This window comes from Streptomyces sp. KMM 9044, assembly GCF_024701375.2.
GTDB lineage: Bacteria > Actinomycetota > Actinomycetes > Streptomycetales > Streptomycetaceae > Streptomyces.
In genome coordinates this window covers 3557239-3583604 of record NZ_CP113910.1, presented here as the reverse complement: position 1 = coordinate 3583604, position 26366 = coordinate 3557239, and the positions used below count along the sequence as shown (strand labels likewise).

Here is a 26366-nt window from a genome sequence, read left to right as displayed (position 1 = left end):
TCCCCCAAGTCCGGGCAGGCGTAAGGCCCCTGGTAGGAACATCTTGCGACAGAAAGATCCGACCGAGGGGCCTCACGTGCCGACCAGTGTCACATACACCGCCGTGCTCGATGTGAGGCGGTCCACCGCCGAGCACCTGGCCGGTCTCCTGCGCGACCACCGAATCGTGGCCAGGACCCGCAAGGGGCGACGCGCGCTGGGCTGCTTCAAGCAGGCCGTGCTCGTGCTGCGTTGGTTCCTCGACGGCACCCGACTGGCCCAACTCGCCCGCGACAACGGCGTGTCGGTCTCCACCTCCTACCGCTACCTCCACGAAGGACTGGCCGTCCTGGCCGCCGGCGCACCGGACCTGTCCACCGCGCTGGAGCGTGCGAAGGCAGCCGGGCTGACGCATCTGAACCTCGACGGTACGGTCATCCGCACGGACCGCGTCGCCGCCCCGGGCCCCAACGGCGCAGACCTCTGGTGGTCCGGAAAACACAAGCACCATGGCGGGAACGTGCAGGTCATCGCCACCCCGGACGGCTGGCCGATCTGGGTCTCGCCCGTACGGCCGGGCCGGGAACACGACACCACCTGCGCCCGCCACCACGGGCTGGTCGAGGCACTCAACCGCATCGCGGCCGAACTGGACATGCCGACCCTGGTCGACCTCGGCTACGAGAACGCCGGCGACGGCTTCCGCCATCCCTTCAAGAAGCCCGCCGGAGGCGAGCTGACCGAGGAGCAACAGACGTACAACAAGGTCATCCGCGGCATCCACGGCGTCTGCGAGCGCGCCAACTCCCTGCTCAAGACGACCTTCAAGGCCCTGCGCAGGGTCAGCCTCGACCCCAGCCGTATCACGAAGATCGCCGCAGCAGCCCTCGTCCTGCTCCAACTCGAATACGACCGCACCATCTGAACGATCACGCAACGTCATGATCCATTACTGGGAAGGGCTCACTGTAACTTCCGCGACTAGGCGAGCCGGCTGATCACCGAAGTAATCTCGCACTGCCCACTGAGTCTTTCCCAGTAAGCATCCGTCGCTCGCTGTGATCGCGAAGCTGACGCTGCGGCCCGTGCGGTCCCCAAGTCCGGGCAGGAGCAAGGCCCCTGGTAGGAACGATCTTGCGACGGATTGTTCTGACCGAGGGGCCTCACGTGTCGATCAGTGTCACATACACCGCCGTGCTCGATGTGAAGCGGTCCACCGCCGAGCACCTGGCCCGGCTGCTGCGCGATCACCGCATCGTGTCCGGAACCCGCAGGGGCAGGCGTGCGCTGGGCTGCTTCCGCCAGGCGGTGCTCGTTCTGCGCTGGTTCATCGACGGCACCCGCCTTTCCCAACTTGCCTGCGACAACGGCGTGTCGACCTCCACCGCCTACCGCTACCTCCACGAGGGGCTGACCGTTCTGGCGGCCGGGGCACCGGACCTCGCGACCGCGCTGGAGCGTGCGAAAGCGGCCGGGCTGACACATCTGAACCTCGACGGGACCGTCATCCGTACCGACCGCGTCGCCGCCCCCGGCCCCAACGGCGCAGACCTCTGGTGGTCCGGAAAACACCGGCACCATGGAGGGAACGTGCAGGTCATCGCCACCCCGGACGGCTGGCCGATCTGGGTCTCACCGGTCCGCCCCGGCCGAGAGCACGACACCACCTGCGCCCGCCACCACGGGCTGGTCGACGCCCTCAACCGCATCGCCGCCGAACTGGACATGCCGACCCTGGTCGACCTCGGCTACGAGAACGCCGGCGACGGCTTCCGCCACCCGTACAAGAAGCCCGCCGGAGGCGAGCTGACCGAGGCCCAGCAGACCTACAACAAGGTCATCCGCGGCATCCATGGTGTCTGCGAGCGCGCCAACTCCCTGCTCAAGACCACCTTCAAGGCCCTGCGCAGGGTCAGCCTCGACCCCAGCCGCATCACGAAGATCGCCGCAGCAGCCCTCGTCCTGCTCCAACTCGAGTACGACCGCACCATCTGAACTGAACGATCACACAACGCCATGATCCATTACTGACAAAGACTCACTCTGTAGGCATGCCATCTAGCCTGTGATCACATACGGCATAAGGATGTTGCCGATCGTCCCAATTTGCCTGGTAGGTAACAGAGCAGTAACCCATGTCATACTGCTGCTTTTTCTCGCAAGGGCCGCCGGCGAAAGGGCAGAGTGAGTCTTCACGAGCTTTCTGGGCCTGAGGGGTGTTCGAATCGTGGGGATGTCCGTAAATCTCTACGATCGGGAAGATTTTTCCTCTTTGTCTCGATTTGGGCATATTTCGCATAACCCCTATTCGTGATGAGGTGTCGAGATCGCTGCTGTGATCTTGCTCTCTAAGTACATCATCGGGGTCTCTGGCGCAGCTTTTGGGGTCAATCGCAGGTCGGTGGAGCGGCTTTGGGCTGGAGCTGCTTTGGGGCGAGTGATCTTGGCCCCGTAAGCTTCCGGCGCGTCGGGCAGTCTGTGGACCTGCCCGTTAAAGCACGACGTTGGGGCCAAGATCTTAGAGGCTCGCCCCAGAGTGGCTGCGTAAAGCCGTGGAGCCGGCCGCCCCAGCCAGAGAGGGTGTCTCCCCTCTTCATGCCCGCAGCCGCCGAGCGCGCCGCCGGGCGTGGCCAGCCGGGGCGCAGACAGGAGGCGGGCCGCGCCGCAGAGGCGGCGCGCGCCCGCGCCGTGCGCGGGCTTGATGAAGTAGGGAAAGTCTTATCCCGCTGGGATGAGCTGCTTGCCGTCGTGGCTTCGTACGTGGGGGCCGTTGTCGTCCAAGGCATCCAAGAGTCTGATCGCGTAGACCTCGGCCATGCGCTCGCTGACCTCGTCGGGGGTGAGCCAGGAGACGGCTGTCGACTCGTCAGAGGTGCGCTCCGTGCCGCCGGAGGGCTTGCAGCGGAAGACCAGGGCGACGATGCCCCGGGCCGTGTTCTTGTAGACGCCGGTGAGTTCGTCCACCTCAATGTGGATGCCGGTCTCCTCCAGGACTTCGCGGGCTACGCCGGCCTCGGGGGTCTCATTGAGTTCGAGTACTCCGCCGGGGAGCTCCCAGGTGCCGTTGTCGGCTCGGCGGATCGCCAGGAGACGCCCGTCCTCGCGCACCACGACTCCGGCCACGGACACGGAGTGCAGGGGGGAGGGTGTTGCTTCCTGTGATTGACTCATGTACAGGAGCATAGGAGGCGGGGAGCGGCTATGGGAACTGCGGTAGAGGGGGGCAGGTCGGGGCCTCGGTATGTGCAGATCGCCGATGAGATCGTGCGGCAGATCCGGGCCGGTGTGCTCAAGCCCGGTGACATGGTGCCGAGTGAGTCAGAGTTGGTGGAGCGCTACGGCGTCTCGGGCGGCACGATCCGCAAGGCCATGGTCGAGGTGCGGGCGAGCGGGCTTGTCGAGACTCGGCACGGCAAGGGCTCCATCGTGAAGGACCGGCCCCCGGTGCGGCACCGCTCCTCGGATCGCTTCCGGCGGTCGCTTCGGCAGGGTGGCAAGGCTGCGTACCTCGCCGAGTCGGCGCAGTCCGGTGCCACCGCCAAGGTGAGCGTTCTCTACATCGGGCCCATGGAGGCTCCCGAAGACGTTGCCCGGCGGTTCGGCGTTCCCGCCGGTGCTCAGGTGCTCGCGCGCCGGCGTCTCTACTTCCGCAACGGCACCCCGGTCGAGACCGCTTCCTCGTACCTCCCGTGGGACGTCGTCAAGGAGATCCCGGAACTGTTCGCCGAGAACCCCGGCGGCGGTGGCATCTACGCCCGACTTGAAGACCACGGCCATGAGTTCGCCGAATTCGTCGAGACGCTGCAAGCTCGGTCGGCCTCGAAGGTGGAGGCGTCCGAGCTGGCGCTCAGTCCTGGTGCGCCGGTGGTTCACCTGGTCCGTGAGGCTCGTACGACTGCGGGGCTCGTGGTGGAGGTCTGTGACACGTTGATGGCCGCTGACCAGTTCGTTTTCGAGTACCGGATCCCCGCGGCCGACTGACGCGCCCTCAACTCCTCGCAACCCGTCGTGACTTCGTAGCCGCGACGGGTTGACTCATGTACAGGAGTCGGGCACTCTTCTTCCCATCACTCATGTACATGAGTGGAGGAGTTCAGCATCTATAGAGGAGTGATCTGCTGTGCGTCAGATTCCCGTGGAGACGGCCGGTGCCACCGTAATGGTCGCCAAGGCCCCGCAGCCCAAGGTCCGTGACCGCCGTACCGGTGAGATCGCCACTGACATGGAGACCGGCGTCAAGCTGATGACGGTCGACGTGATGTTCGCGGCCAACGACGAGGTGGAGATCCTGTCCATCACCGTCCCGGAGACCGGTTTCTCCGGTGAGCTGACCATGGGCACCCCGGTCGCGCTCACCGACCTGGTCGCCCGGCCGTGGGAGAACGAGTTCAACGGCCAGAAGCGGCACGGGATCGCCTTCCGCGCGGTCGCCGTCACCTCGCTGGTCGACGTCGACTCGGCCTCGAAGGCGGCCTGAGCCATGACGTGGCCCACGGTCTTACTGCTGGTCGTCGCCGCTGCGGGTCTCCTGCGGTGGCGACGCCCCGCCTGGTACTGGCTGTCCTTCGGGGTCACCCTCGCGGTTCTTCGGGTCCTGGTCCGGTACGGCTCGGTCATGGACGCCTGCGGCCTGACGGTCCCGCCCTCGCGCTTGCGTCTGACACTGGCCCGGATGACCAACCGCCCGGCTCCGGAGTCCCGCGCACCGCGCATCCTGCGGCTGCGTCCCACCTGTACCGGACTGGTCCTGTGGCTCAAACTCCGGCCCGGACAGGATGCGTTCGACGTCGCCGCCGCCTCGGACCGGCTGCGCCACTCCTTCGGAATGTACGGCGTGACCTCCCGTGAGCTGCGCTCGGGAGTGGTCGAGATCCGGATGACCGGCTACGACGTGCTCAAGCGGGTGCAGATGCCCGCCAAGACCGACGCTCGCCCGATGCGGGTGCCGGTTGCGCTGCGGGAGGACGGTTCGGTCCATTACCGCGACTACCGTGCCGTGCCGCACGGTCTGACGCTCGGCGCGACGGAGTCCGGCAAGTCTGTCTATCAGCGCAACCTCGTCGCCGGACTGGCCTCACAGCACGTCGCCCTGGTCGGCATCGACTGCAAGCGGGGAGTCGAACTGTTCCCGCTGGCGCGCCGGTTCTCCGCGCTCGCCGACAACCCCGACACCGCGCTGAAGCTCCTGGAAGCGCTGGTGTCCCACATGGAGGAGGTATATCAGCTCATCCGGGCCGAGCAGCGTGTCAGCGTCGCCGTGCCGGATGCGGAGATCGCCGCCGACATCTGGGACCTGCCCGAAGACCTGCGGCCGGTGCCGGTCGTGGTCCTGGTCGACGAGGTCGCCGAACTCGCCCTGTACGCGAGCAAGGAAGAGGAGAAGCGGCGGGACCGGATCATCACCGCCCTGGTCCGCCTCGCCCAGCTCGGCCGCGCGGCCGGCATCTACCTGGAGATCTGCGGGCAGCGCTTCGGCTCCGAACTCGGCAAGGGCATCACCATGCTCCGCGCCCAGCTCACCGGCCGCACCGCCCACCGGGTCAACGACGAAACCTCGGCGAACATGGCCTTCGGCGACATCGCCCCGGATGCCGTCCTCGCCGCGATCCAGATTCCCGCCGAGACGCGCGGGCTCGCCGTCGCCGGGGACTCCACCGGAGGCTGGCACCGCATCCGCGCCCCGCACATCTCGCTACGGCACGCCGTGAACACCTGCAACAGGTACGCCGACCGCACCCCGGATCTTCCTGCCCTGGCCGCGTTCCGGCCCTCGGTCGCCCCGTTGCCCTCGGCCCGGAAGCCGCTGTCCAAGACAGCACCCGCCACAGCCTGACTCCCACACCCCACGGTCGGCGCGACCGCCCTTCGCGGCCGGGTCCCTACCCCCGCCATGCCCGATTACAGGAGGAGCCGTCATGACCCGTCCCGCCCTCCGCGTGGACGCCGTGCTTGTTCAGGCCGTCATCGCCGGGGCACTGTCCTTCGCCCACCTGCACGACCTCGCCGCCGCCGCTGGACAGGACGGCTGGAAGGCCTGGGCCTATCCGGTCTCCGTGGACCTGCTCCTCGTCGCCGCCTGGCGTCGGCTGCGTACAGACGGGCCGTCCCGGCTGGCCTGGTGCTGGTTTCTGATCGCGCTGGTCGCCTCGCTCGGGGCCAACGTCGCCACCGCCGGACTCCTCGACCTGGACGACGTCCCGGCCTGGCTGCGCATCCTCGTCGCCGCTTGGCCCGCGCTGGCCTTCATGGGCGGCACTCTCCTCGCCCACTCATCCGCGGGGCACACCCCGGTTTCGCCGGCCCCGGATCCTGTAGTCGAGGTGGAGCCCGAACCGGCCCCCGCCGCTGAGCCGGAACCGGCCCCGGTCGACTCCGCCGACGCTGCCCCGACCCTCCCGGCCGTGCACTCCGCTCCGCCGCCGGCCGTTGCCGTCCCGGCCGCGCTGGTCTACCACGCACGCAAGGTCGCCGCCGCCCACGAAGAACGGACCGGCGCACCCATCGACGCCGACACCCTGCGTGCACGCCTCGGCGTCCCGCCGCACATGGCCGACGCCATCACCGCCCAGCTCACCTGACCAGGAAGAGAGGACAGCTGATGACCCATGACCCGGCGGACCTGACCGCCGCTGACCACCTCGACGCCGCCCGCGAAATGGTCGCCGCCAAGCAGCCCTACCTCGCCCACCTGCTCGACGAGGAAGCCGCCCACCGCACCGCCGACCCGGCCACCGCCGTTGGTATCCGCGCCTCCTTCCCCGACCCGACCCTGACCCGAACGGAGACCGACTGACATGCCCGCCCGCGACTTCTTCCACTCCGTGATGCGGATCGGCCCCGTGCAGATCGGCACCCACCGCGACCGCAACGGCACCACCAAGCACGCCGCCGTGTGCGGCAACGACAACTGCGGCTGGTCCGCCGACTACTCCACCCAGTCTGCTGCCCAGCTCGCCGCCCGTACCCACCGCTGCCGCGTCCGCTAGGAGGCCACCGTCATGGACGTCCCACTCTGGCTCGCCCTGATCGTCGTCGGCTGGCTCGGCGTCAAACTCGTCCGCCCGCCCTGGTGGCTGATCGCCGTGCTCCTCCTCGGCGGCTTCCTCCTCGCCGACAGCGTGCTTGCCCCGGTCATCGGCACCGCCGTCAAGTAAGGAGATCCGCTCATGTTCCGGCCCAAGCTCCCGACCATGCCCCAGCCCACCAGCCGGGTCATCCCGCCTGACGTCGTCGAGCCGACCACGATCATCCCGGGAACCCCGTCCCCGCCGGCCCCCGTCGCCCCGGCCCCGGTTCCGTCCCGGCCCACGGTGCAGCTCACCTCCGGCACCGCCCTCGCCCTCGTCGGCGGCGGCACGGCCGTCGTCCTGGTCGTCGGCGTCGTCCTGGTCTCCATGCTCCTCGCGGTCGCCATCACGGGTGCCTCGGTCGCCGTCTGCGCCCTGGTGATCCGCTCGCTCGTCCACGCCGACGCCAAGCGTCGCTGACCGGCCCCCGGGCGGCCTCGATACCGCCAAGCATCCGCCGCCCGGGAGCCGTCCCTGTCCGATCTCTCAACCGGAAGGAAGCACCCAGCATGGCGCATCGCGCCTCACTCGCGCCTGAGCCTCTGCTCGACCCGGTAGTCCTCGGCGATTTGCTGCGGGTGGCCTCGGCCGACGACTACACCCGATGGGAAGACCAGATCCGCCGTACCGGCGGCTGCTCCGACCCCATCCACCTCACCGGCTGGACCCTCCACAAGGACAAGACCACCGGCGAGACCCTGCACTACTACACCACCGCTGATGAACCCGGCGGGCGTCTCCGTCTCGCCTGCGGCAATCGCCGCGCCTCCCGTTGCCCGGCCTGCGCCTGGACCTACGCGGGCGACACCTACCACCTCATCCGCGTCGGCCTCGCCGGTGACGACCGCCGCGACATCCCCGCCACCGTCCGCGATCACCCACGCGTCTTCGCCACCCTCACCGCGCCCTCGTTCGGCCCGGTCCACAACCGGCCCGATCACGGCGTCTGTCGCTGCGGCATCCGCCACGCTCCCGACGCGCCGGAACTGGGCACCGCCCTCGACCCAGCGACGTACGACTACGCGGGCGCGGTCCTCTTCAACAACCACGCCGGGCAGCTCTGGCAGCGCTTCACCACCCGACTCCGCCGCGAACTCGCCGCCCGCGGTGGTCTTACCCGCCGGGAACTCGCCGATCACGTCCGCCTCTCGTACGGCAAGGTCGCCGAGTTCCAGAAGCGGGGTGCCCTGCACTTCCATGCGGTGATCCGGCTGGACGGGCCGGAGGGACCTGGAACACCGCCGCCCGCGTGGGCCACGGTCGGTGTCCTCGCCGACGCGATCCGTGCGGCTGCGGCGCACTCCTACACGTCGGTCTCGGTCCCAACCGCCGGGGACCAGCCGGCCCGGTCATTCCGTTGGGGCACACAGCTCGACGTCCGGCCGGTGAAGGCGTTCGGGGACGGCTCCGACATCACCGAACAGGCCGTCGCCTCGTACGTCGCCAAGTACTCCACCAAAGCCGCGGAGAACACCGGCACCCTTGACCGCCGTATCGGGGAGCTCTCCGAACTCGACCGTCACCGGGTCCCGGACCACACCCGCCGACTGATCACCGCGTGCCGTGACCTGGACGGCCTGTACCCGGACCGGCGCCTCTGGGCCTGGGCGCACATGCTCGGCTTCCGCGGTCACTTCTCCTCGAAGTCCCGTCACTACTCCACCACCCTCGGCGCCCTCCGCCAGGCACGCGCCGACTACCGCGCCGCACAGGACGCCGGGGCCCTCGGCCTGGACGACCGCGAGCCGGAGACCGTCCTCGTCCTGGCGGACTGGCAGTACGCCGGCCACGGCCACACCCCCGGTGAATCCGCCCTCGCCGCCACCATCGCCCGGGACATCCGGCTCAACCGCGAGACCGCCCGCGAAGCACTACGCGACCAAGCCGGGGCCGAGGGGGAGCGGTGACCATGGAACGACTCCTCACTGTGGAGCAGGTCGCCGAACGCCTCGGCACGGGCGTCCGCTTCGCGCGGCGGCTCATCGAGGAGCGGCGCATCCGGTACGTGAAGGTCGGCCGTCACGTCCGCATTCCCGAGAGCGCCGTTCGCGACTACCTCGCCGCCCACACCGTGGAACCGGCGAGGCTCCGCCGCGCCGGACTGCGGAGGGCTGCCTGATGGCCAACAAGAAGGGCAGGCGCCGGCGCTTCGGTGCGGTGCGGCAGTACCGGTCCGGCCGGTGGACGGCTTCGTACCTCGGGCCCGACGGTGAGCGCGTCCGTGCGGACGAGACCTTCACGACCAAGAAGGACGCCGAGATCTGGCTGTCCCAGGTCGAGGCGGACCTCAGCCGCGGGGACTGGCGCGCCCCTGATGCCGGGGCCGTCAACTTCCGCGTCTACGCCGAGAAGTGGGTCGAGGAGCGGGAGTTGGCCGTCCGTACCGAGGACCTGTACCGGCACCTGCTGCGCCTGTACATCCTCCCGGCATTCGGCGGGCTCGACCTGGACGAGATCACGGCTCCGCGCGTACGTGAGTGGCGCGCCGAACGGCTCCGCGCCACCAAGGCCAAGACCACCGTCGCCAAGGCGTACCGCCTCCTCAAGGGCATCCTTGAAACGGCCGTCGACGACGGCCTGATCACGCGCAACCCGTGCCGGATCAAGGGGGCGGGCAAGGAGTCGGCGGCGGAACGGCGCATCGCCACCGTCGCCCAGGTCGACGCGCTCGCCGACGCGATCGGTATCCGCTGGCGGCTCATGGTCTACCTCGGCGCCTACGGTCCGATGCGGCCGGAGGAGCTGGCCGGCCTCCGCCGTCGGGACGTCGACGTCGACAACCTCGTGATCCGCGTGCGGGTCGCCGAGCCGGAGCGGACCAACGGCAAGCGGGCCCCCGGACCGACCAAGTCCGGGGCGGGCGCTCGCGTGGTGGTCCTCCCGGTCTTCCTCTGGAAGGAGGTGAGGCGGCACCTCGACTGGTTCGCCGAGAAGGGCCCTGACGGGCTGGTCTTCGTGGGGGAGAAGGGCGCGGCCTTCCGGCGTACGACCTTCGGGCGGAAGTGGCGGCGGGCCCGTGAGGTCGCCGGTCTCCCGGACGGCTTCCGTTTCTACGACCTCCGCCACACCGGGCACACCCTGTCGACCCGTTCGGGCGCCACCCTCCGGGACACGATGGTGCGCGCCGGTCAGTCCTCCGAGAAGGCGGCGCTGATCTATCAGCACTCCGACGAGGAGCGGCAGCGGGAGGTCGCCGCCGGGCTGGACGACCTCGTACGCGCCGAACGTGCGAAGCACCACACCGACGACCATGCGCACCACGAGGAGGAGCCACCGGAAAGCTAATGGTGCGGCTATGGTGCGCGACCGGTTCGCCGGTCTGGACAACAAAGAACCCCCGGGTCACTGGCCTGGGGGTTTCACATGGAGCGGGTGACGAGAATCGAACTCGCGCTCTCAGCTTGGGAAGCTGATGTTCTACCATTAAACTACACCCGCTTGTGATCCAGAACGCCTGCCTCGACCGGTGTCCGGATGCCCGCCCACTGTACCCCATGCCAGGTCCCCGGTGTTTCCCGTACCCGGGGGCCTGATGGCGCTTCAGGGGTGGAAGCGGGTGCGGGGGGCTGAAGTTGGGGCGTACGGTGGGGGCCCTGAGTGAGGGTGGGCGGGTGTGGGGTGCCGCCTGCAGGGTCGTCTCTTTAATCCCGTAACGTGGCTTTTGTCGTCAGGGCAGGAAGCCATACGCGGTATTTGGGGAAGGGACTCTTGGACTTGATGCAGCGCACCGTCGTCCGCTGTGCCGATGGGCACGTATTCGCCGCCGCATCGTTCCCGATGCAGCAGGCCGAGCGACTCGGCCCCGGTCGGTTGCTGCGGTGTCCGCGCTGTGCGCGGCTTCGCAGCGTCGTACCGGTGGTCTACGAGAAGCGGTAGAGCGGCAGGGCCGTGTCCGGCCCGCCGGCCGTGAGACCGGCCGGCGGGCCGGGGCAGCACACCTTGGACGTGGGCGCGTGGGGCGGCGGGATGGTGGCCGGCCTGCGCGTCTTGCGTATCCTCGGGGAGTGCTTCTCTCAGACAAGGACATCCGGGCCGAGATCGACGCCGGGCGGGTACGGATCGATCCCTACGACGAATCCATGGTGCAGCCGTCCAGCGTCGACGTGCGCCTCGACCGCTTCTTCCGGGTGTTCGAGAACCACCGGTACCCGCACATCGACCCCTCCATCGAGCAGGCCGATCTGACCCGGCTCGTCGAGCCGGAGGGGGACGAGCCGTTCATCCTGCACCCCGGTGAGTTCGTGCTGGCCAGCACGAACGAGGTCATCTCACTCCCCGACGATCTCGCGTCGCGGCTCGAAGGGAAGAGTTCGCTGGGGCGGCTCGGGCTCGTCACGCACTCGACCGCCGGGTTCATCGACCCCGGCTTCTCCGGGCACGTGACCCTCGAGCTGTCGAACCTCGCCACGCTTCCCATCAAGCTCTGGCCCGGTATGAAGATCGGCCAGTTGTGTCTGTTCCGGCTCAGCTCGCCCGCCGAGTTCCCGTACGGCAGTGAGCGGTACGGATCCCGGTATCAGGGGCAGCGCGGGCCCACCGCCTCGCGGTCCTTCCTCAACTTCCACCGGACCCAGGTGTGAGCGGAGTGCGGGAGAGCCTCACGTACGAGCAGTTCGGCGTCGCCGTGCGTGAGCTCGCGCAGGCCGTCGCCGACGACGGGTATCGGCCCGACATCGTGCTGAGCATCGTCCGTGGCGGTGTCTTCGTCGCAGGCGGGCTCGCCTACGCCCTCGACTGCAAGAACCTCCGTCTCGTGAGCGTCGAGTACTTCGGGCTCGTCGCCTAGCGCATTTGCCCTGGTCTCGGCAAATGTGCAGATGAAGCGACCTGCGAGGCTGTTTTGATCTTGTCGTTTGTCACTGTTGATTACCGCTGATCATGGTCCTTGTGCTGAGCTGGTGCTGACCTCCTGGCGCCCTCTCGTCCCCATCTGGATCGTCTGGGTGCGGTCGTGGTTGTGTCCGGTGTACGTCGGGTTGGTCGTTCGCGGGCGTGCGCTCGCTGATCACGTGCGACGAGGGCGGGCCCCGTTGCGTGGTGCAGCGGGGCCCGGACCGTCGGTGCTGGTTCAGACGGGTTCAGAACGGAAGTTCTACACCGGTGTGGGGACGACGCTGGAGATGCCGGTCATGCTGGCGCCCGTGCCCGACGTCGTCGACTTCACCGACAAGAAGGTCCTGATCGCCGACGACGTCGCCGACACCGGCAGGACGCTCAAGCTCGTCCGCGACTTCTGCCTCGACACCGTCGCCGAGGTGCGCAGCGCCGTCGTGTACGAGAGGACGCAGTCGCTGGTGAAGTGCGAGTACGTCTGGAAGCGGACCGACGGGTGGATCGACTTTCCGTGGTCAGTGCAGCCGCCCGTCGTCAAGCGGGCCGGGCAGGTTCTCGACGTGTGGAGGAAGCAGGCGGTAGGCCAGGAGGTAGCAGTCGTCGGCCAGTAGCGGGAAGCAGGAAGCAGGAAGGGGGCTCCCGGCCGGGAGCCCCCTTCCTCGATTGTTGCGCGCTGCTACAGCGTGCCCAGCTTGATCAGTGACAGCAGGGCCAGGAGCTGGATCGCCGAGGCGCCCAGGGCCTTCGGCCAGGAAAGGTCGTGGGAGCGGCTGACCATCAGGGTGAGGAGCGCGCCGCCCGCGACCCAGGTGGCCCAGCCGACGATCTGGACGAAGGTGGCGTCGCCGCTCGCGAACATCGCCAGGATCAGGCGCGGGGCGTCCGTGAGGGACGCGATCAGCATGGACAGGCCGACCGTGGGCTGCCAGTTCCCGTTGCCGCCGAGCTGGCGGGCCAGGGAGTGGGTGACCACGCCCAGGATGAGGAAGCTGATCACCATCGCCACGGCTGTCATCAGGACGATGGGTATGGCGTTGATCGCCTCCTCGCGGTCGCCGTCGAAGCCGAAGACCGCGAGCAGGCCGTAGAGGAAGGTCACGACGAGGGCGGGGCCCCACACCGTGTAGTCGCGCATCTGCAGGAAGGTCCGGTCGGGGGCGGTGACGATGCCCTTGAGCAGGGCCTTCCAGGGCAGCCGGGGCCCCACCGGGCCCGGCAGGGGGGCCGCGTCGCCGTGGTAGGGGTCGTCGTTGACCTGGAAGGCCTGGGTATGGCCCGGGTTGTCGGCCGCGTACGGGTCGTGCGGGGCGTGGGAGCCGGGAGGGTACGCACCGCCGTCGCCGAAGTATTCGGGCTCGCCGTGTCCGCCGCCGCGCCCGGGGCCGGGCGGGCCGCCGTAGCCGCCGCCCGGCCCGCCCGGACCGCGGTTCACCTGCGGCCAGCCGCCTCCGTTGCCGCCGCCTCCGTTGCCGCCTCTGCCGTAGGGCGGCTGCTGGGGCGGGTACGGCTGAGGCGCCTGCGGGGAGCCGTACGACGGCCCCGGCGTCTGCTGTCCGTACGGGGGGTGCTGCGGTCGCGTGTGAGGAGCGCCGTTGTTGTCCCGGCCGCGTCCGATCCTGAATCCAGCCACGTTGTCGAACGTACCTGGTCCCGGCGAGCCGCGTGCCGGGCCGGGGGTTTCGGGCCCGGCTTTGCTGCCGAGCTGTGACATCCCCTAAGGGGGAGTCAGCTTCGCTCTCCGTCCTGCGTAGGGGTTCGGTCCTACGCAGGACGGACCGGCCGTCGGTCGAGGACGCGGAGCCGGAGCCGGCGTCAGTCGAGGAAGCCGCCACTGAACTCCGGCAGCGTGACGGCGCCCTGCGACGCCGGGGTGCTGCTCGTGCCGTGCAGCAGGATGCCGCGCCACTGCGCGCCCACCCCGAGGCCGGCGCGGCCGTCGGCGTTCAGGTCGCGCAGGCGTACGGAGCGCCCGAATACCCTTCACGCCCTCGGGATCGGCGGAGGTCGCCCGGCCGTTGCCGACGGCGAAGTCCGGGTGGCCGTCGCGGTCGAGGTGGCCGGCGGCGGAGACGCACCCGGTCGGCATGCGCCGGAGCCAGTCCGTGGAGTTGCCGATCCGCAGGTAGGCCAGGGAGGTGGCCGTGTCGCCGGTGTGCGCGGCGCGGCCGTGCAGGACCATCGGGCCACGGCCGTCGCCGGGGGCGTCCGCGGAGGTGAGGTGGGTGATGCCGGGTGAGGAGGACCACCAGTCGTACTGCGAGCCGGAACCGCCGTTGTGCGCGCCGGTCCTGGTGAGCGGCCCGTCCACGACGGACAGGACGACCGGGCCGGTGGAGCCGACCACGACGTCGAGGTCGCCGTCGTCGTCGAAGTCGCCCGTGGACAGGGCCTGGCCGTAACGGTCGGAGTTCCTGCCGGAGAAGTTGAAGAGGGTCCGTGCCCCGGACAGGCCGGACTTCGAGCCCCAGACGACGACGGACGTGCTGTTGCCCGAGTCGCCGTTGGTGTCCTCGCCGGGCGCGCCGATCAGGAGGTCGGCGGAGCCGTCGGTGTTCAGGTCGGCGGAGGCCGGGGCTGCGCCGAAGGCGTCGCCTGCCTCGGCGGTGCCGGAGACGCCGGCGGTGTTCTGGGTGACCAGGGTGCGCGTCGAGGTCTTCGGCCCACTGGAGCCGCCGTACACGACGGAGACCGCGCCCGCCTTCGACCGGCCGCCGACCGTGGCGCCTGGCGCGCCCACGGCCAGGCCGGCGTAGCCGTCGCCGTTGTAGTCGCCGGGTGCGGTGTGGGAGCCGAACCGGTCGCCCGTCTCGGCGGAGCCCGGGACGCCGGCGCTGTTCTGGCTGAGGGTCTGGATCCTCTTGGCGCCCGCGCCGCCCGGGGAGCCGCACAGGACGGTGACGACGCCGGCCTCGGACGTGCCGTTGACGGAGGCGAGGGGGCGGTGACGGCGACGTCCCGGTAGCCGTCACCGTCGAAGTCGCTGTCGAGGCCCGTGGCGGAGGCCGCGGGCCCGGCCGTGGCGATGAGCAGGCCGCCGGTGAGCGCGGCCGCGGTGGCGGGCGCCAGGGTGATGCTGAGCTTCTTGCGCATGGCTCTCCTGTCCCTGTGCGGGACGGCCGCCGGCTGCGGTGTCCCGCGCCGATGCAGTGATCCACCCGCGCTCGTCCTGGATGGGACACGTGTGCATCGGGCGGTCGCTGGGTGATCACCCGATGATCACCGTCAAGGGGACCGGTGAGGGGCGGGGAGGGTTGCACGTGGACATGGCAAAAATGGGCGAGGGGTGCGCGACGGACGCAGGCAGGTGCCGACGGGCGTGAGGTCGCGGTCCCGCACCATGCGATCGTCCCGGGACGGACGCCCCGGGACGGACGCCCCGGGACGACGACAGCGCCCCGCCACCGGCCGGAGCCGGGACGGGGCGCTGAAGGAGCGAAGGAGGGCGGCCTGGGGCCGGTTACTTCACCGGCTCGGACTCCGGGGCGTTCTCGCTCTCCGTCTCGCCCGCCGGGTCCAGCGGCGTCTTGACGGACTGCAGCAGGAGCTGGGCGACGTCGACGACCTGGACGGATTCCCCGGCCTTGCCGTCGTTCTTCTTGCCGTTGACCGAGTCGGTGAGCATGACCAGGCAGAACGGGCAGGCGGTGGAGACGATGTCGGGGTTCAGGGCGAGGGCCTCGTCGACGCGTTCGTCGTTGATGCGCTTGCCGATCCGTTCCTCCATCCACATCCGGGCGCCGCCCGCGCCGCAGCAGAAGCCGCGTTCCTTGTGACGGTGCATCTCCTCGTTGCGCAGGCCCGGAACACCGGCGATGATCTCGCGCGGAGGCGTGTAGATCTTGTTGTGCCGGCCCAGATAGCACGGGTCGTGGTAGGTGACGAGGCCCTCGACCGGGGTCACCGGGATCAGCCTGCCCTCGTCGATCAGACGCTGGAGCAGCTGGGTGTGGTGGATGACCTCGTAGTCGCCGCCGAGCTGGGGGTACTCGTTGCCGAGGGTGTTGAGGCAGTGCGGGCAGGTGGCGACGATCTTCTTGGCCGACCTGGGCTTCCCCGCCCCGCCGGTGACCCCGCCCTCGTCGTCCGTCTCCTCACCGAAGGCCGCGTTCAGCGACATGACGTTCTCCGTGCCGAGCTCCTGGAACAGGGGCTCGTTGCCCAGACGGCGCGCCGAGTCGCCGGTGCACTTCTCGTCACCGCCCATGATCGCGAACCTGACGCCCGCGATGTGCAGCAGCTCGGCGAAGGCCTTGGTGGTCCTCTTGGCCCGGTCCTCCAGGGCACCGGCGCAGCCCACCCAGTACAGGTACTCGACCTCCGACAGGTCCTCGACGTCCCTGCCGACGACCGGGACCTCGAAGTCGACCTCCTTGGTCCACTCCAGGCGCTGCTTCCCGGCCAGGCCCCAGGGGTTGCCCTTCCTCTCCAGGTTCTTGAGCATCGTGCCCGCCTCGGACGGGAACGCCGACTCGATCATCACCTGGTAGCGGCGCATGTCGACGATGTGGTCGACATGCTCGATGTCCACCGGGCACTGCTCGACACAGGCCCCGCAGGTGGTGCAGGACCACAGCACGTCCGGGTCGATGACACCGTTCTCCTCGAGGGCACCGACCAGCGGGCGCCCGGCCTCCGCCAGCGCCGCGGCCGGCACGTCCTCAAACGCCTCCACGGACGCCCTCTCCTCACCCTCCACGCTCCTGCCACCGCCGGCCAGCAGATAGGGAGCCTTGGCATGCGCATGATCACGCAGCGACATGATCAGCAGCTTCGGAGAGAGCGGCTTACCGGTGTTCCAGGCGGGACACTGCGACTGGCAGCGCCCGCACTCGGTACAGGTGGAGAAGTCCAGCAGACCCTTCCACGAGAACTGCTCGACCTGCGAGACACCGAACACATCGTCGTCACCGGGATCGGTGAAGTCGATCGGCCTGCCACCCGACGTCATCGGCAACAGACCACCCAGCGCCGTCCCACCATCCGCCTCACGCTTGAACCAGATGTTCGGAAACGCCAGGAACCGATGCCACGCCACACCCATGTCGATGTTCAGCGACACCACGATCATCCACACGAACGACGTCCCGATCTTGACCATGGCGACCAGGTACACCAGGTTCTGCAGCGTCTCGACGGACAGGCCGTCGAAGGCGAGCACCAACGGGTACGAGGCGAAGTACGCCGCCTGGTACCCGTCCACGTGGTGCAGCGCGCCCTCCAGGCCGCGCAGCACGTAGATGGCGAGGCCGATGGTGAGGATGACGTACTCGACGAAGTACGCCTGACCCGACTTGGAGCCGGTGAAGCGCGACTTGCGGTCCGGGCGTGACGGCAGGCTCAGCAGCCGGATGACGATGAGCACGGCGATGCCGAGCACGGTCATCACACCGATGAACTCGATGTACATCTCGAACGGCAGGAAGCCGCCGATGACCGGCAGTACCCAGTCGGCCCGGAAGAGCTGGCCGAAGGCCTGGGCGAGGGTGGGCGGCAGCGTCAGGAAGCCGACGGCCACGAACCAGTGGGCGATGCCGACGATGCCCCACCGGTTCATGCGCGTGTGGCCGAGGAACTCCTTCACCAGGGTCACACTGCGCTGGTGGGGATTGTCGGTCCGGGTGCCGGCCGGGACCGGCTGGCCCAGCTTGAAGTACCGGACGAACTGGCCGATCGCGCGTGCGAGCAGGGCAACGCCGACCACGGTCAGGACCAGCGACACGATGATCGCGGCGAGTTGCATGGGGGGCTCCTCGAGCCTGCGAGGGTTGCGTCGGGAGCTCCTGCCACGGGATTCCCGACATTACTAAGCGGTAACTTATGCAGTCCGTTTGAGACTACCCCCAACCCCGGCTGCACTGTAGCCGGGTACGGGGTGATCTGGGTCGCTGAGGTTTGCCTTGGCAGACGTCCCGGACGCGGTCGCGTGACGACCTTCGAAGCGGGGCATACGCCACTAAGTTATATCCATGGCGCGCTTGCGTCCGCGTGCCGTTGCGGTCCGTGAGGGGCCGCGGCGGCGGTCCGCGGGTTTCTTCGCGCGGCGCCTTCGCGCGGTGCCGTCCGCGCTCCCGGTGTCGTCGTCGGCGTCGTCGTCCCCGAGGGGCGGCTTCTCTCGTCCGCCCGTCTTGCCCGCCCGTGGAACTGTGTGAAATTGCGGGTCAGCGTCTGGTTGCGCGTAAGGAACGGATAAGAGTTGAGTCCTACCGGCTCACCTCTGTTGACCCCGCGCCGGACGTCAGGCATGCTTGAGCCTGTTCCACTCAAGTCAGTTGGAGGAATCGAAATGGCACGTGCGGTCGGCATCGACCTGGGCACGACTAACTCCGTCGTCAGCGTTCTGGAAGGCGGTGAGCCCACCGTCATCACCAACGCCGAGGGCGCCAGGACCACGCCTTCCGTCGTCGCCTTCGCGAAGAACGGCGAGGTGCTGGTCGGTGAGGTGGCCAAGCGTCAGGCCGTGACCAACGTCGACAGGACCATCCGGTCGGTCAAGCGCCACATGGGCACCGACTGGAAGATCAACCTGGACGGCAAGGACTTCAACCCGCAGCAGATGAGCGCCTTCGTGCTCCAGAAGCTGAAGCGGGACGCCGAGGCGTACCTGGGTGAGAAGGTGACCGACGCGGTCATCACCGTCCCGGCGTACTTCAACGACGCGGAGCGCCAGGCGACCAAGGAAGCCGGCGAGATCGCCGGCCTGAACGTGCTGCGCATCGTCAACGAGCCGACGGCCGCCGCCCTGGCGTACGGCCTCGACAAGGACGAGCAGGTCATCCTGGTCTTCGACCTCGGTGGCGGTACGTTCGACGTCTCGCTGCTCGAGATCGGCGACGGCGTCGTCGAGGTGAAGGCCACCAACGGTGACAACAACCTCGGTGGTGACGACTGGGACCAGCGCGTCGTCGACTACCTGGTCAAGCAGTTCCAGTCCGGGCACGGCGTGGACCTGGGCAAGGACAAGATGGCGCTCCAGCGCCTCCGTGAGGCCGCCGAGAAGGCCAAGATCGAGCTGTCCTCGTCCACCGAGACCACGATCAACCTGCCCTACATCACCGCCTCCGCCGAGGGCCCCCTGCACCTCGACGAGAAGCTGACCCGCGCCCAGTTCCAGCAGCTGACCGCGGACCTGCTCGAGCGCTGCAAGACGCCGTTCCACAACGTGGTCAAGGACGCCGGTATCGCGCTGTCCGAGATCGACCACGTCGTTCTCGTCGGTGGCTCCACCCGCATGCCCGCCGTCGCCCAGCTCGTCAAGGAGCTGACCGGTGGCAAGGAGGCCAACAAGGGTGTGAACCCGGACGAGGTCGTCGCCATCGGCGCCTCGCTCCAGGCCGGTGTCCTCAAGGGCGAGGTCAAGGACGTCCTGCTGCTCGACGTCACCCCGCTGTCCCTCGGTATCGAGACCAAGGGCGGCATCATGACCAAGCTGATCGAGCGCAACACCACGATCCCGACGAAGCGCTCCGAGATCTTCACCACGGCCGAGGACAACCAGCCGTCGGTGCAGATCCAGGTCTACCAGGGCGAGCGCGAGATCGCGGCGTACAACAAGAAGCTCGGAATGTTCGAGCTGACCGGTCTGCCGCCGGCGCCGCGCGGCGTCCCGCAGATCGAGGTCTCCTTCGACATCGACGCCAACGGCATCATGCACGTCACGGCGAAGGACCTCGGCACCGGAAAGGAGCAGAAGATGACCGTCACCGGCGGCTCCTCGCTCCCGAAGGACGAGGTCGACCGCATGCGTGAGGAGGCCGAGCGGTACGCGGAGGAGGATCACCAGCGCCGTGAGGCCGCCGAGTCCCGTAACCAGGGCGAGCAGCTCGTCTACCAGACCGAGAAGTTCCTCGCGGACAACGAGGACAAGGTCCCCGGCGAGATCAAGACCGAGGTCGAGTCGGCCGTCGCCGAGCTGAAGGAGAAACTCAAGGGCGAGGACACCGCCGAGATCCGCACCGCCACGGAGAAGGTCGCGGCCGTCTCCCAGAAGCTGGGCCAGGCGATGTACGCCGACGCGCAGGCCTCCCAGGCCGCGGGCGGTGCTGCCGGAGCCGACGCGGGCGCCGGCGGCGCCAAGGCGGACGACGACGTGGTCGACGCGGAGATCGTGGACGACGAACGTAAGGACGGTGCGGCGTGACCGAGGAGACCCCGGGCTTCGACGAACAGTCGCAGCAGCCCGACGTCCCCTCAGGCGTTCCGGCCGATGACGCCGAGCCGAAGGCCGCCGGCCCCTCCGAGGAGGAGGCGGCGGCCCCGGCCGGGGACTCGGGTCCCGATGCGGGTCTGGTGGCCCAGCTGGACCAGGTGCGTTCGGCGCTCGGTGAGCGCACCGCCGACCTCCAGCGGCTTCAGGCCGAGTACCAGAACTACCGTCGCCGGGTCGAGCGCGACCGGATCGCGGTCAAGGAGCTCGCCTCGGTGAACCTCATGACCGGCCTCCTGCCTGTGCTCGACGACATCGGCCGCGCGCGGGAGCACGGCGAGCTGGTCGGCGGGTTCAAGTCCGTCGCCGAGTCGCTGGAGGCGACCGTGGCGAAGCTGGGCCTGCAGACGTTCGGCAAGGAGGGCGAGCCCTTCGACCCGACGATCCACGAGGCCCTGATGCACTCCTACGCCCCGGACGTCACGGAGACGACGTGCGTGGCGATCCTGCAGCCCGGGTACCGCATCGGCGAGCGCACCATCCGCCCCGCGCGGGTGGCCGTCGCCGAGCCGCAGCCGGGTGCCCAGCCGGGCAAGCCGGCCGAGGAGGGCACCGAGGCGGCGGCGGACGAGAAGGAGACCGGTGGCCCCCAGGAGGGCTGACGCCCCGGCCGGCGCGAGCACGCCGGCGCGGGCGGGCATGACAGGCAGGCCGGGGCCGGTCTGCAGGGCAGGAGAGGAGGGACGTCGGGGATGAGTACCAAGGACTTCATCGAGAAGGACTACTACAAGGTTCTCGGCGTGCCTCAGGACGCCACCGAGGCCGAGATCAAGAAAGCGTACCGGAAGCTCGCTCGCGAATACCACCCGGACGCCAACAAGGGCAACGTCAAGGCGGAGGGGCGTTTCAAGGAGGTCTCCGAGGCGAACGACATCCTCGGAGACCCCAAGAAGCGCAAGGAGTACGACGAGGCCCGCTCGCTCTTCGGCAGCGGCGGTTTCCGCGCGGGGCCGGGGGCGGGCGGTGCCGGGTCGTTCAACTTCGACCTGGGTGACCTCTTCGGAGGCGGCCCGGGTGGTGGTCAGGGCGGCGGTCAGGCCGGTGCCGGTGGCTTCGGCGGCGGGATCGGTGACGTCTTCGGCGGCCTGTTCAACCGCGGCGGCGGCACGGGCGGCACGCGCACCCAGCCCCGGCGCGGCCAGGACATCGAGTCCGAGGTCACCCTGAGCTTCACCGAGGCGATCGAGGGGGCGACGGTCCCGCTGCGGATGTCCTCCCAGCAGGCCTGCAAGGCCTGCTCGGGCACCGGCGACAAGAACGGCACACCGCGCGTGTGCCCGACCTGCGTCGGTACCGGGCAGGTCGCCCGGGGCAGCGGCGGCGGCTTCTCGCTCACCGACCCGTGCCCGGACTGCAAGGGCCGTGGGCTGATCGCGGAGAGCCCCTGCGACATCTGCAAGGGCAGCGGCCGGGCCAAGTCCTCGCGGACGATGCAGGTGCGCATCCCCGCCGGGGTCAGCGACGGCCAGCGGATCCGGCTGCGCGGCAAGGGTGCTCCGGGCGAGCGCGGCGGCCCGGCGGGCGACCTCTACGTGGTCGTGCACGTCGGAAGCCACCCGGTGTTCGGCCGCAAGGACGACAATCTCACCGTCACCGTCCCGGTCACCTATCCGGAGGCGGCGCTCGGCGGTGAGATCCGCGTCCCGACACTCGGCGGTCCGCCGGTCACGCTGAAGCTCCCCCCGGGGACGCCCAACGGGCGGACCATGAGGGCGCGGGGCAAGGGAGCCGTCCGCAAGGACGGTTCGCGCGGTGATCTGCTGGTCACCGTCGAGGTGAGTGTTCCCAAGGATCTTCCGGGGAAGGCTCGTGACGCACTGGAGGCGTATCGCGAGGCGACCGCGGACGACGATCCGCGGGCGGAGCTGTTCCAGGCCGCGAAGGGAGCTTGAGGGCGATGGGCGGTCGTCGACGCAATCCGTACGAACTGACGCAGGAAACCCCGGTCTACGTCATTTCGGTGGCGGCCCAGCTCTCCGGGCTGCACCCGCAGACGCTGCGTCAGTACGACCGTCTGGGGCTCGTCTCCCCCGACCGCACCGCCGGCCGGGGCCGCCGCTACTCGGCCCGTGACATCGAGCTGCTCCGCCAGGTGCAGCAGCTGTCGCAGACCGAGGGCATCAACCTGGCCGGCATCAAGCGCATCATCGAACTGGAGAACCAGGTCGCCGCGCTCCAGGCCCGGGTGGCGGACCTGGAGGGCGCGCTGGACGGCGCGGCGGCGACCATGCGCCAGCGCGAGGCGGCGGTGCACGCGTCGTACCGCCGGGACCTGGTGCCGTATCAGGAGGTGCAGCAGACCAGCGCGCTGGTGGTGTGGCGGCCCAAGCGTCAGCAGCAGTCCGACTGACGGCAGGCGCCGACCGCCGTCGGCCGGGTGGTGTGAAGGCGTCGGGCCGGTGCGGCGGCGCTGTGACGGAAGCGGTCGCGTGTGAGGCCGGCAGGTTCGAACGAACCTGCCGGCCTCACCTGTGTGCGGACGGTTGATGGCTCGTCACCCCTCCGTTCGTACGCCCCGCGCACGGCTGTGAGCAGCACATGTATGCGTGTGTAGGGGTTATGTGCGAGTCTTTCGTCGAGCCCACACGACTTCAGCGCACGGTGCTGTGTTCATCTCGTTAAGTAGTTGGTCTTGACGCCAGTGGTCGCTGGAGCGTTGGCTTTTCAGTCACATGGGCCGCAATGTTGTGCCCACGTCCAAAAACGCACTGAAGTGAGCTCCCTTATGCGTCGTATCGCCATATCAGTCGCCGCCGCCTCGATGTCCGTCGTGCTCGCCGGTTGCGGCGCACTCAACGTGACGGGGAGCAGTGACGGAGCGAGCCCCACCAAGGGGAACGACGTCACCATCGGGCTCCTGCTGCCGGAGAAGACCAACACCCGGTACGAGCAGTTCGACTACCCCATCTTCAAGAAGAAGGTGGAGGAGCTCACCAGCGACAAGGGCAAGGTGGACTACGCCAATGCCGAGGCGGACGCCGGCAAGCAGTCGAGCCAGATGCAGCAGATGATCGAGGACGAGGTCGACGTCATCGTGCTGGACGCGGTCGACGCGCACGCCATCGCCGAGGACGTGACGAAGGCCAAGGACGCGGGCATTCCCGTCATCGCCTACGACCGGCTGGCCGAGGGCCCGATCGACGCGTACATCTCCTTCGACAACGAACTGGTCGGCGAGGTCCAGGGCCGCTCCCTGCTGGAGGCGCTCGGCGGCGACGGCGGGATCACCAGCAAAATCGTCATGATGAACGGCTCGCCGACCGACCCGAACGCCAAGCAGTTCAAGGCGGGCGCGTTGTCCGAGCTCAAGGGCACGGTGACCATCGCCAAGTCCTACGACACCAAGGACTGGAAGCCGGAAAACGCCGAGGCCAACATGGTCGAGGCGATCGCCGAGATCGGCGCGGACGACATCGCCGCAATCTACTCCGCCAACGACGGCATGGCGGGCGGCATCGTCAAGGCCCTGGAGGAGGCCGGTGTGACCGAGCTGCCCCCGATCACCGGCCAGGACGCCGAACTCGCCGCGGTGCAGCGGATCCTCCTGGGCGACCAGTTCATGAGCGTGTACAAGTCCTACCCGACCGAGGCGGACAACGCCGCGGAGATCGCGGTGGCGCGGATCCAGGGCAAGAGCATCCAGTTCGACGCGCTGACCGGCGACCGCGTCGACAGCCCCACCCACAAGGACGTTCCGGCGCAGCTCGTGCCCGTGGTGGCCCTGACCAAGAAGAACATCGCGGACACGGTCGTCGCCGACGGGATCTACAAGCTGTCGGACATCTGCACGGCCACCTACAAGGAGGCGTGCGACGAGGCCGGGCTGAAGTAGCCCTCGACCGTCCTGCCGGGGAGCGCGGAGCGCCGCGCCCCCCGGCAGCGTTGTTCCCCCCTGCGCGCCCCCGGGCCCTCACCCTCTCCGTGTCCCGCGTGCCCCGCCGCGCGCATACCGCTCCGATACCGCTCACCCGGGCCCGGTCCTCGCCATTTTGTTGCGATGTCATGCGGCGAGGACCAGAGATAGGCGGTCATACCGGTGGTTTCCGGCAGTCACGCCGACGGAAGCCGTGTTGCGGAGCCGGGTGGGTCCGCGCATAGTTGCGCATCGGAAAGTGGCTGAACCGGGGGTGGGACGGGCAATGGCCGGGCGCGGGACGGGCGAGCATCCACATGGTGCTGACCGACTGTGCGACGCCGGGGATCGCGTGTACTCCCGGGCCGTACGGCGCGGGCGGGTGCCGCGCCGGGACGCGGAACCGGTGCCCTGCCTCCTGGACCTGGCCCTGCTGCATCCGGACCCCGACGACATGGACTGGCTGGTGCCGACCGCCCCGCAGGAGGTCATGACCCGGCTGCTGCGCGGGATGTACGACGAGGTCAGCGCGAGCCAGCGCCGGGTCGGCTCGGCCGTCGAGGCCTTCGAGTGGTACGCCGGTCTCGGCCGCGGGGCGCAGTCGCCGCCGGTCTTGGCCGCCACGGCAGGGGAGGGCCCCGCCATCCGGGTACTGGACGGTGTGGCCCGTATCCAGGCCGCGATGGACGAGGCGACGCAGGCGTGCACCAGGGAGGTGCTGACGGTCCAGCCCGGCGGCATCCGGCGCGAGGCGGAGCTGTCGGAGGGCCTGCACCGGGCGACGGCACTGCGCGGGCGCGGGGTGCGGATGCGGGACCTCTACACGCATGTGGCCCGGCACGGCCAGGGACTGCACACGTACCTGGAGCTGATGGGCGAGGCGGTGGAGGCGCGGACGCTGGACGAGGTGACCGAGCGGCTGATCCTCTTCGACCGCACGGTCGCCTTCATTCCGGCCAACGCCGAGCGTTCGATGGCGCTGGAGCTGCGGCACCCGGCGCTGGTGGAGTATTTGAGCACGGTCTTCGAGCGGCTGTGGCGACTCGCCCTCCCGCTGGCCGCCCCACTCCCCGACACGGGCATCGAGGGCATCTCGCACCGGGAGCGGTCCATCGCGGCGCTGCTGGCGGAGGGCCACCAGGATGCGGTGATCGCGGAGCGGCTGGGGATCAGCGTGCGCACCTGCCGCGCCCACATCGCCCGGCTGTCGGAGACGCTGGGCGCGGCCAGCCGTACCCAGCTGGGTGTCAGGATCGCGCAGGCGGGCCTGGACGGCCCGCCGGGCTCGGCCGTGGCCTCCGTCACGATCCCTGATCGAGGATCCCCGACTGGGCGATGAGGTAGCCCAGTTGGGCGCGGCTGCCACTGCCGAGGGCGGAGGCCAGCTTGGCTATGTGGGCGCGGCAGGTGCGGACGTTCATCCCCAGGCGCCGGGCGATGGCCTCGTCGACGTGGCCCTCCACGAGGAGTTTGGCGATGGAGTGCTGGATGTCCGTGAGGCCGTCCGAGGCCGGTTCGTACGGGGCGCCCATGCTCAGGGGGACCGCGCGGGTCCACATGAACTCGAAGACCTTGATCAGATAGCGGACCAGGCCGGGGTGGCGCAGTTCCAGGGCGACCTGACGGTCGTCGCGGGTGGGGATGAAGGCCACGGTCTCGTCACAGATGATGAGCCGCTCCACGAGTTCGTCGATGGTGCGGTACTCCACCCTGCCGGTGTCGAACCGTGCCACGTACGCCAGCGTCTCGGGGCTGTGGCGGGCGGTGTGCTGGTAGAGGGTCCGGATGCGCACCCCCCGCTCGGTCAGCTGCTGGTCGCGCTCCAGCCCCTGGGCGAGGGTGTGTTCCAGCCGACGGCCGCCCGGCTGGACGGTGAGCATCTCGGACCGGCACTGCGCGGTGGCGAGATCGAGGGCGGCGTTTATCCGGTCGAGGCCCTCCAGCACCGTGATCGAGTGGGTGGTCATCGTCGCCTGGGCGCTGAGGGCCATGAACGGTTCGAAGGCGTCGGCCAGTTCGATCGACATCCGCCTGCGCTCGGTGATCTCCCGTTCCAACGGGTTGAGCCGGTGGGCCAGGGCCACCGCCGGGGAGAGGGGACGCAGCCAGGTGGGGTCGTCCGGGTCGGGGTGCAGCAGGGTGAGCTCCATCAGACAGGGAGCGGGTTCCACGTCCGTGCGGGCGATGCGGCCCGCACGCAGGGCGTCGGCGTAGAGGCGGCTGCCGGCCTCGCACAGTTCGGTGACCGCATGGGGATGTGCGCCATTAATCCGATTCATTATTAAATCTCCACCCCACAGGGTCCTGAACATGCAGGAACATGATGCACCGATTGTGTGGCCACGACGTGCCTGAATGAGCCATCGTCGTACCTGACGGGGGAAAAGGGTGATCTTCGAGTGAGGACGAAGCCGACTATGCGCAAGAGAAC

Annotated in this window: 26 protein-coding genes, 1 tRNA gene and 2 pseudogenes; 22 read left to right on the top strand and 7 right to left on the bottom strand. The window is 69.2% G+C overall.

The features are described from left to right. Window positions 1-76: 76 nt before the first annotated feature. Entirely contained in the window at window positions 77-904 is an 828-nt protein-coding gene (locus tag HUV60_RS16100) for an HARBI1 family protein (protein ID WP_269441127.1), read from the top strand. A gap of 248 nt (window positions 905-1152) precedes the next feature. Next, complete coding sequence (locus HUV60_RS16095; RefSeq protein WP_443047524.1) at window positions 1153-1974, top strand: HARBI1 family protein; 822 nt, start codon at window positions 1153-1155, stop codon at window positions 1972-1974. 723 nt (window positions 1975-2697) lie between these two features. On the opposite strand, the gene HUV60_RS16090 is transcribed toward HUV60_RS16095, so the two are convergent. After that, entirely contained in the window at window positions 2698-3162 is a 465-nt protein-coding gene (locus tag HUV60_RS16090; protein WP_257850599.1) for an NUDIX hydrolase, read from the bottom strand. Window positions 3163-3180: 18 nt separating this feature from the next. On the opposite strand from HUV60_RS16090, the gene HUV60_RS16085 reads away from it, so the two are divergent. The 11 genes from HUV60_RS16085 (at window position 3181) to HUV60_RS16035 (ending at window position 10331) form a co-directional block, all read left to right on the top strand. Then, on the top strand, window positions 3181-3960 hold the full coding sequence (locus tag HUV60_RS16085; protein WP_257850600.1) for a GntR family transcriptional regulator: 780 nt from the start codon (window positions 3181-3183) through the stop codon (window positions 3958-3960). A gap of 139 nt (window positions 3961-4099) precedes the next feature. Then, window positions 4100-4456 (top strand): SCO3933 family regulatory protein, encoded by a 357-nt coding sequence (locus tag HUV60_RS16080; protein ID WP_257850601.1) that lies wholly within the window; start codon window positions 4100-4102, stop codon window positions 4454-4456. Window positions 4457-4459: 3 nt separating this feature from the next. Then, entirely contained in the window at window positions 4460-5812 is a 1353-nt protein-coding gene (locus HUV60_RS16075) for an FtsK/SpoIIIE domain-containing protein (protein ID WP_257850602.1), read from the top strand. 82 nt (window positions 5813-5894) lie between these two features. Further along, window positions 5895-6557, top strand: a complete 663-nt coding sequence (locus tag HUV60_RS16070; RefSeq protein WP_257850603.1) for a DUF2637 domain-containing protein — start codon at window positions 5895-5897, stop codon at window positions 6555-6557. Window positions 6558-6577: 20 nt separating this feature from the next. Further along, window positions 6578-6772, top strand: a complete 195-nt coding sequence (locus HUV60_RS16065) for a hypothetical protein (RefSeq protein ID WP_257850604.1) — start codon at window positions 6578-6580, stop codon at window positions 6770-6772. A 1-nt stretch (window position 6773) separates the two neighbouring features. Next, a complete protein-coding gene (locus HUV60_RS16060; RefSeq protein WP_257850605.1) occupies window positions 6774-6965 on the top strand; it encodes a mobile element transfer protein in 192 nt (63 codons plus the stop codon). 12 nt (window positions 6966-6977) lie between these two features. Further along, a complete protein-coding gene (locus tag HUV60_RS16055; protein ID WP_257850606.1) occupies window positions 6978-7133 on the top strand; it encodes a DUF4175 domain-containing protein in 156 nt (51 codons plus the stop codon). Between the two features lie 12 nt (window positions 7134-7145). Continuing rightward, window positions 7146-7466, top strand: a complete 321-nt coding sequence (locus HUV60_RS16050; protein WP_257850607.1) for a SpdD-like protein — start codon at window positions 7146-7148, stop codon at window positions 7464-7466. Between the two features lie 89 nt (window positions 7467-7555). Further along, window positions 7556-8953, top strand: coding sequence for a replication initiator protein RepSA (gene repSA, locus HUV60_RS16045; RefSeq protein ID WP_257850608.1), 1398 nt, complete (start codon window positions 7556-7558; stop codon window positions 8951-8953). A 2-nt stretch (window positions 8954-8955) separates the two neighbouring features. Then, complete coding sequence (locus HUV60_RS16040; protein WP_257850609.1) at window positions 8956-9165, top strand: excisionase family DNA-binding protein; 210 nt, start codon at window positions 8956-8958, stop codon at window positions 9163-9165. Then, on the top strand, window positions 9165-10331 hold the full coding sequence (locus tag HUV60_RS16035; RefSeq protein WP_257850610.1) for a tyrosine-type recombinase/integrase: 1167 nt from the start codon (window positions 9165-9167) through the stop codon (window positions 10329-10331). Before HUV60_RS16040 ends, HUV60_RS16035 begins: the two co-directional genes overlap by 1 nt. Window positions 10332-10410: 79 nt before the next feature. Here HUV60_RS16035 and HUV60_RS16030 read toward each other — a convergent pair. Then, window positions 10411-10484: transfer RNA gene (locus HUV60_RS16030), tRNA-Gly, on the bottom strand. Window positions 10485-11050: 566 nt separating this feature from the next. Between HUV60_RS16030 and dcd the strand changes: the two genes are divergently transcribed. From dcd to HUV60_RS16015, 3 genes and pseudogenes are all read left to right on the top strand, one after another. Continuing rightward, the gene (gene dcd, locus HUV60_RS16025; protein WP_257850611.1) at window positions 11051-11626 is read left to right on the top strand and encodes a dCTP deaminase; all 576 of its coding nucleotides are present in this window, start codon (window positions 11051-11053) and stop codon (window positions 11624-11626) included. 5 nt (window positions 11627-11631) lie between these two features. Beyond that, window positions 11632-11832 carry a phosphoribosyltransferase gene (locus HUV60_RS16020; RefSeq protein WP_443047314.1) on the top strand — a complete coding sequence of 67 codons (201 nt, stop codon included), beginning with the start codon at window positions 11632-11634 and terminating at the stop codon, window positions 11830-11832. Window positions 11833-12133: 301 nt separating this feature from the next. Then, window positions 12134-12490, top strand: a pseudogene (locus HUV60_RS16015) (phosphoribosyltransferase); the annotation flags it as partial. 65 nt (window positions 12491-12555) lie between these two features. On the opposite strand, the gene HUV60_RS16010 reads toward HUV60_RS16015, so the two are convergent. From HUV60_RS16010 to HUV60_RS16000, 4 genes and pseudogenes are all read right to left on the bottom strand, one after another. Next, window positions 12556-13590, bottom strand: a complete 1035-nt coding sequence (locus HUV60_RS16010; RefSeq protein ID WP_257850612.1) for a Yip1 family protein — start codon at window positions 13588-13590, stop codon at window positions 12556-12558. A 3-nt stretch (window positions 13591-13593) separates the two neighbouring features. Beyond that, window positions 13594-14622 carry an FG-GAP repeat protein gene (locus tag HUV60_RS16005; protein WP_443047523.1) on the bottom strand — a complete coding sequence of 343 codons (1029 nt, stop codon included), beginning with the start codon at window positions 14620-14622 and terminating at the stop codon, window positions 13594-13596. A 215-nt stretch (window positions 14623-14837) separates the two neighbouring features. After that, a pseudogene (locus HUV60_RS33925) lies at window positions 14838-14969 on the bottom strand (hypothetical protein); the annotation flags it as partial. A 367-nt stretch (window positions 14970-15336) separates the two neighbouring features. Continuing rightward, complete coding sequence (locus tag HUV60_RS16000; RefSeq protein ID WP_257850613.1) at window positions 15337-17619, bottom strand: (Fe-S)-binding protein; 2283 nt, start codon at window positions 17617-17619, stop codon at window positions 15337-15339. Between the two features lie 543 nt (window positions 17620-18162). Between HUV60_RS16000 and dnaK the strand changes: the two genes are divergently transcribed. The 6 genes from dnaK to HUV60_RS15970 all read left to right on the top strand — a co-directional run bounded on the left by dnaK (window position 18163) and on the right by HUV60_RS15970 (window position 25274). Next, a complete protein-coding gene (gene dnaK, locus HUV60_RS15995) occupies window positions 18163-20016 on the top strand; it encodes a molecular chaperone DnaK (protein ID WP_257850614.1) in 1854 nt (617 codons plus the stop codon). Further along, window positions 20013-20684, top strand: a complete 672-nt coding sequence (gene grpE / locus HUV60_RS15990; RefSeq protein WP_257850615.1) for a nucleotide exchange factor GrpE — start codon at window positions 20013-20015, stop codon at window positions 20682-20684. Before dnaK ends, grpE begins: the two co-directional genes overlap by 4 nt. Before the next feature lie 90 nt (window positions 20685-20774). Continuing rightward, the gene (gene dnaJ / locus HUV60_RS15985; protein ID WP_257850616.1) at window positions 20775-21974 is read left to right on the top strand and encodes a molecular chaperone DnaJ; all 1200 of its coding nucleotides are present in this window, start codon (window positions 20775-20777) and stop codon (window positions 21972-21974) included. Window positions 21975-21979: 5 nt separating this feature from the next. Further along, complete coding sequence (locus HUV60_RS15980) at window positions 21980-22432, top strand: heat shock protein transcriptional repressor HspR (protein ID WP_257850617.1); 453 nt, start codon at window positions 21980-21982, stop codon at window positions 22430-22432. Between the two features lie 375 nt (window positions 22433-22807). Further along, window positions 22808-23914, top strand: coding sequence for a substrate-binding domain-containing protein (locus tag HUV60_RS15975; RefSeq protein WP_257850618.1), 1107 nt, complete (start codon window positions 22808-22810; stop codon window positions 23912-23914). A gap of 307 nt (window positions 23915-24221) precedes the next feature. Further along, window positions 24222-25274, top strand: coding sequence for a helix-turn-helix transcriptional regulator (locus tag HUV60_RS15970; protein ID WP_257850619.1), 1053 nt, complete (start codon window positions 24222-24224; stop codon window positions 25272-25274). On the opposite strand, the gene HUV60_RS15965 is transcribed toward HUV60_RS15970, so the two are convergent. After that, window positions 25237-26214: a helix-turn-helix transcriptional regulator gene (locus HUV60_RS15965; RefSeq protein ID WP_257850621.1), complete on the bottom strand. Its 978-nt coding sequence runs from the start codon at window positions 26212-26214 to the stop codon at window positions 25237-25239. The genes HUV60_RS15970 and HUV60_RS15965 overlap by 38 nt on opposite strands. Window positions 26215-26366 lie beyond the last annotated feature (152 nt).

Excerpts from the sequence above, each read along its gene's own strand:
- HUV60_RS15965 (WP_257850621.1), bottom strand. The coding sequence starts at position 26,214 with ATGAATCGGATTAATGGCGCACATCCCCATGCGGTCACCGAACTGTGC.
- HUV60_RS16075 (WP_257850602.1), top strand. The coding sequence starts at position 4,460 with ATGACGTGGCCCACGGTCTTACTGCTGGTCGTCGCCGCTGCGGGTCTC.
- dnaJ (WP_257850616.1), top strand. The coding sequence starts at position 20,775 with ATGAGTACCAAGGACTTCATCGAGAAGGACTACTACAAGGTTCTCGGC.
- HUV60_RS16055 (WP_257850606.1), top strand. The coding sequence starts at position 6,978 with ATGGACGTCCCACTCTGGCTCGCCCTGATCGTCGTCGGCTGGCTCGGC.
- HUV60_RS16035 (WP_257850610.1), top strand. The coding sequence starts at position 9,165 with ATGGCCAACAAGAAGGGCAGGCGCCGGCGCTTCGGTGCGGTGCGGCAG.
- HUV60_RS16060 (WP_257850605.1), top strand. The coding sequence starts at position 6,774 with ATGCCCGCCCGCGACTTCTTCCACTCCGTGATGCGGATCGGCCCCGTG.
- HUV60_RS16070 (WP_257850603.1), top strand. The coding sequence starts at position 5,895 with ATGACCCGTCCCGCCCTCCGCGTGGACGCCGTGCTTGTTCAGGCCGTC.
- HUV60_RS16000 (WP_257850613.1), bottom strand. The coding sequence starts at position 17,619 with ATGCAACTCGCCGCGATCATCGTGTCGCTGGTCCTGACCGTGGTCGGC.
- HUV60_RS16050 (WP_257850607.1), top strand. The coding sequence starts at position 7,146 with ATGTTCCGGCCCAAGCTCCCGACCATGCCCCAGCCCACCAGCCGGGTC.
- HUV60_RS16085 (WP_257850600.1), top strand. The coding sequence starts at position 3,181 with ATGGGAACTGCGGTAGAGGGGGGCAGGTCGGGGCCTCGGTATGTGCAG.
- HUV60_RS16065 (WP_257850604.1), top strand. The coding sequence starts at position 6,578 with ATGACCCATGACCCGGCGGACCTGACCGCCGCTGACCACCTCGACGCC.
- HUV60_RS15980 (WP_257850617.1), top strand. The coding sequence starts at position 21,980 with ATGGGCGGTCGTCGACGCAATCCGTACGAACTGACGCAGGAAACCCCG.
- repSA (WP_257850608.1), top strand. The coding sequence starts at position 7,556 with ATGGCGCATCGCGCCTCACTCGCGCCTGAGCCTCTGCTCGACCCGGTA.
- HUV60_RS16010 (WP_257850612.1), bottom strand. The coding sequence starts at position 13,590 with ATGTCACAGCTCGGCAGCAAAGCCGGGCCCGAAACCCCCGGCCCGGCA.
- HUV60_RS15970 (WP_257850619.1), top strand. The coding sequence starts at position 24,222 with ATGGCCGGGCGCGGGACGGGCGAGCATCCACATGGTGCTGACCGACTG.
- dnaK (WP_257850614.1), top strand. The coding sequence starts at position 18,163 with ATGGCACGTGCGGTCGGCATCGACCTGGGCACGACTAACTCCGTCGTC.
- HUV60_RS15975 (WP_257850618.1), top strand. The coding sequence starts at position 22,808 with ATGCGTCGTATCGCCATATCAGTCGCCGCCGCCTCGATGTCCGTCGTG.
- HUV60_RS16090 (WP_257850599.1), bottom strand. The coding sequence starts at position 3,162 with ATGCTCCTGTACATGAGTCAATCACAGGAAGCAACACCCTCCCCCCTG.
- HUV60_RS16040 (WP_257850609.1), top strand. The coding sequence starts at position 8,956 with ATGGAACGACTCCTCACTGTGGAGCAGGTCGCCGAACGCCTCGGCACG.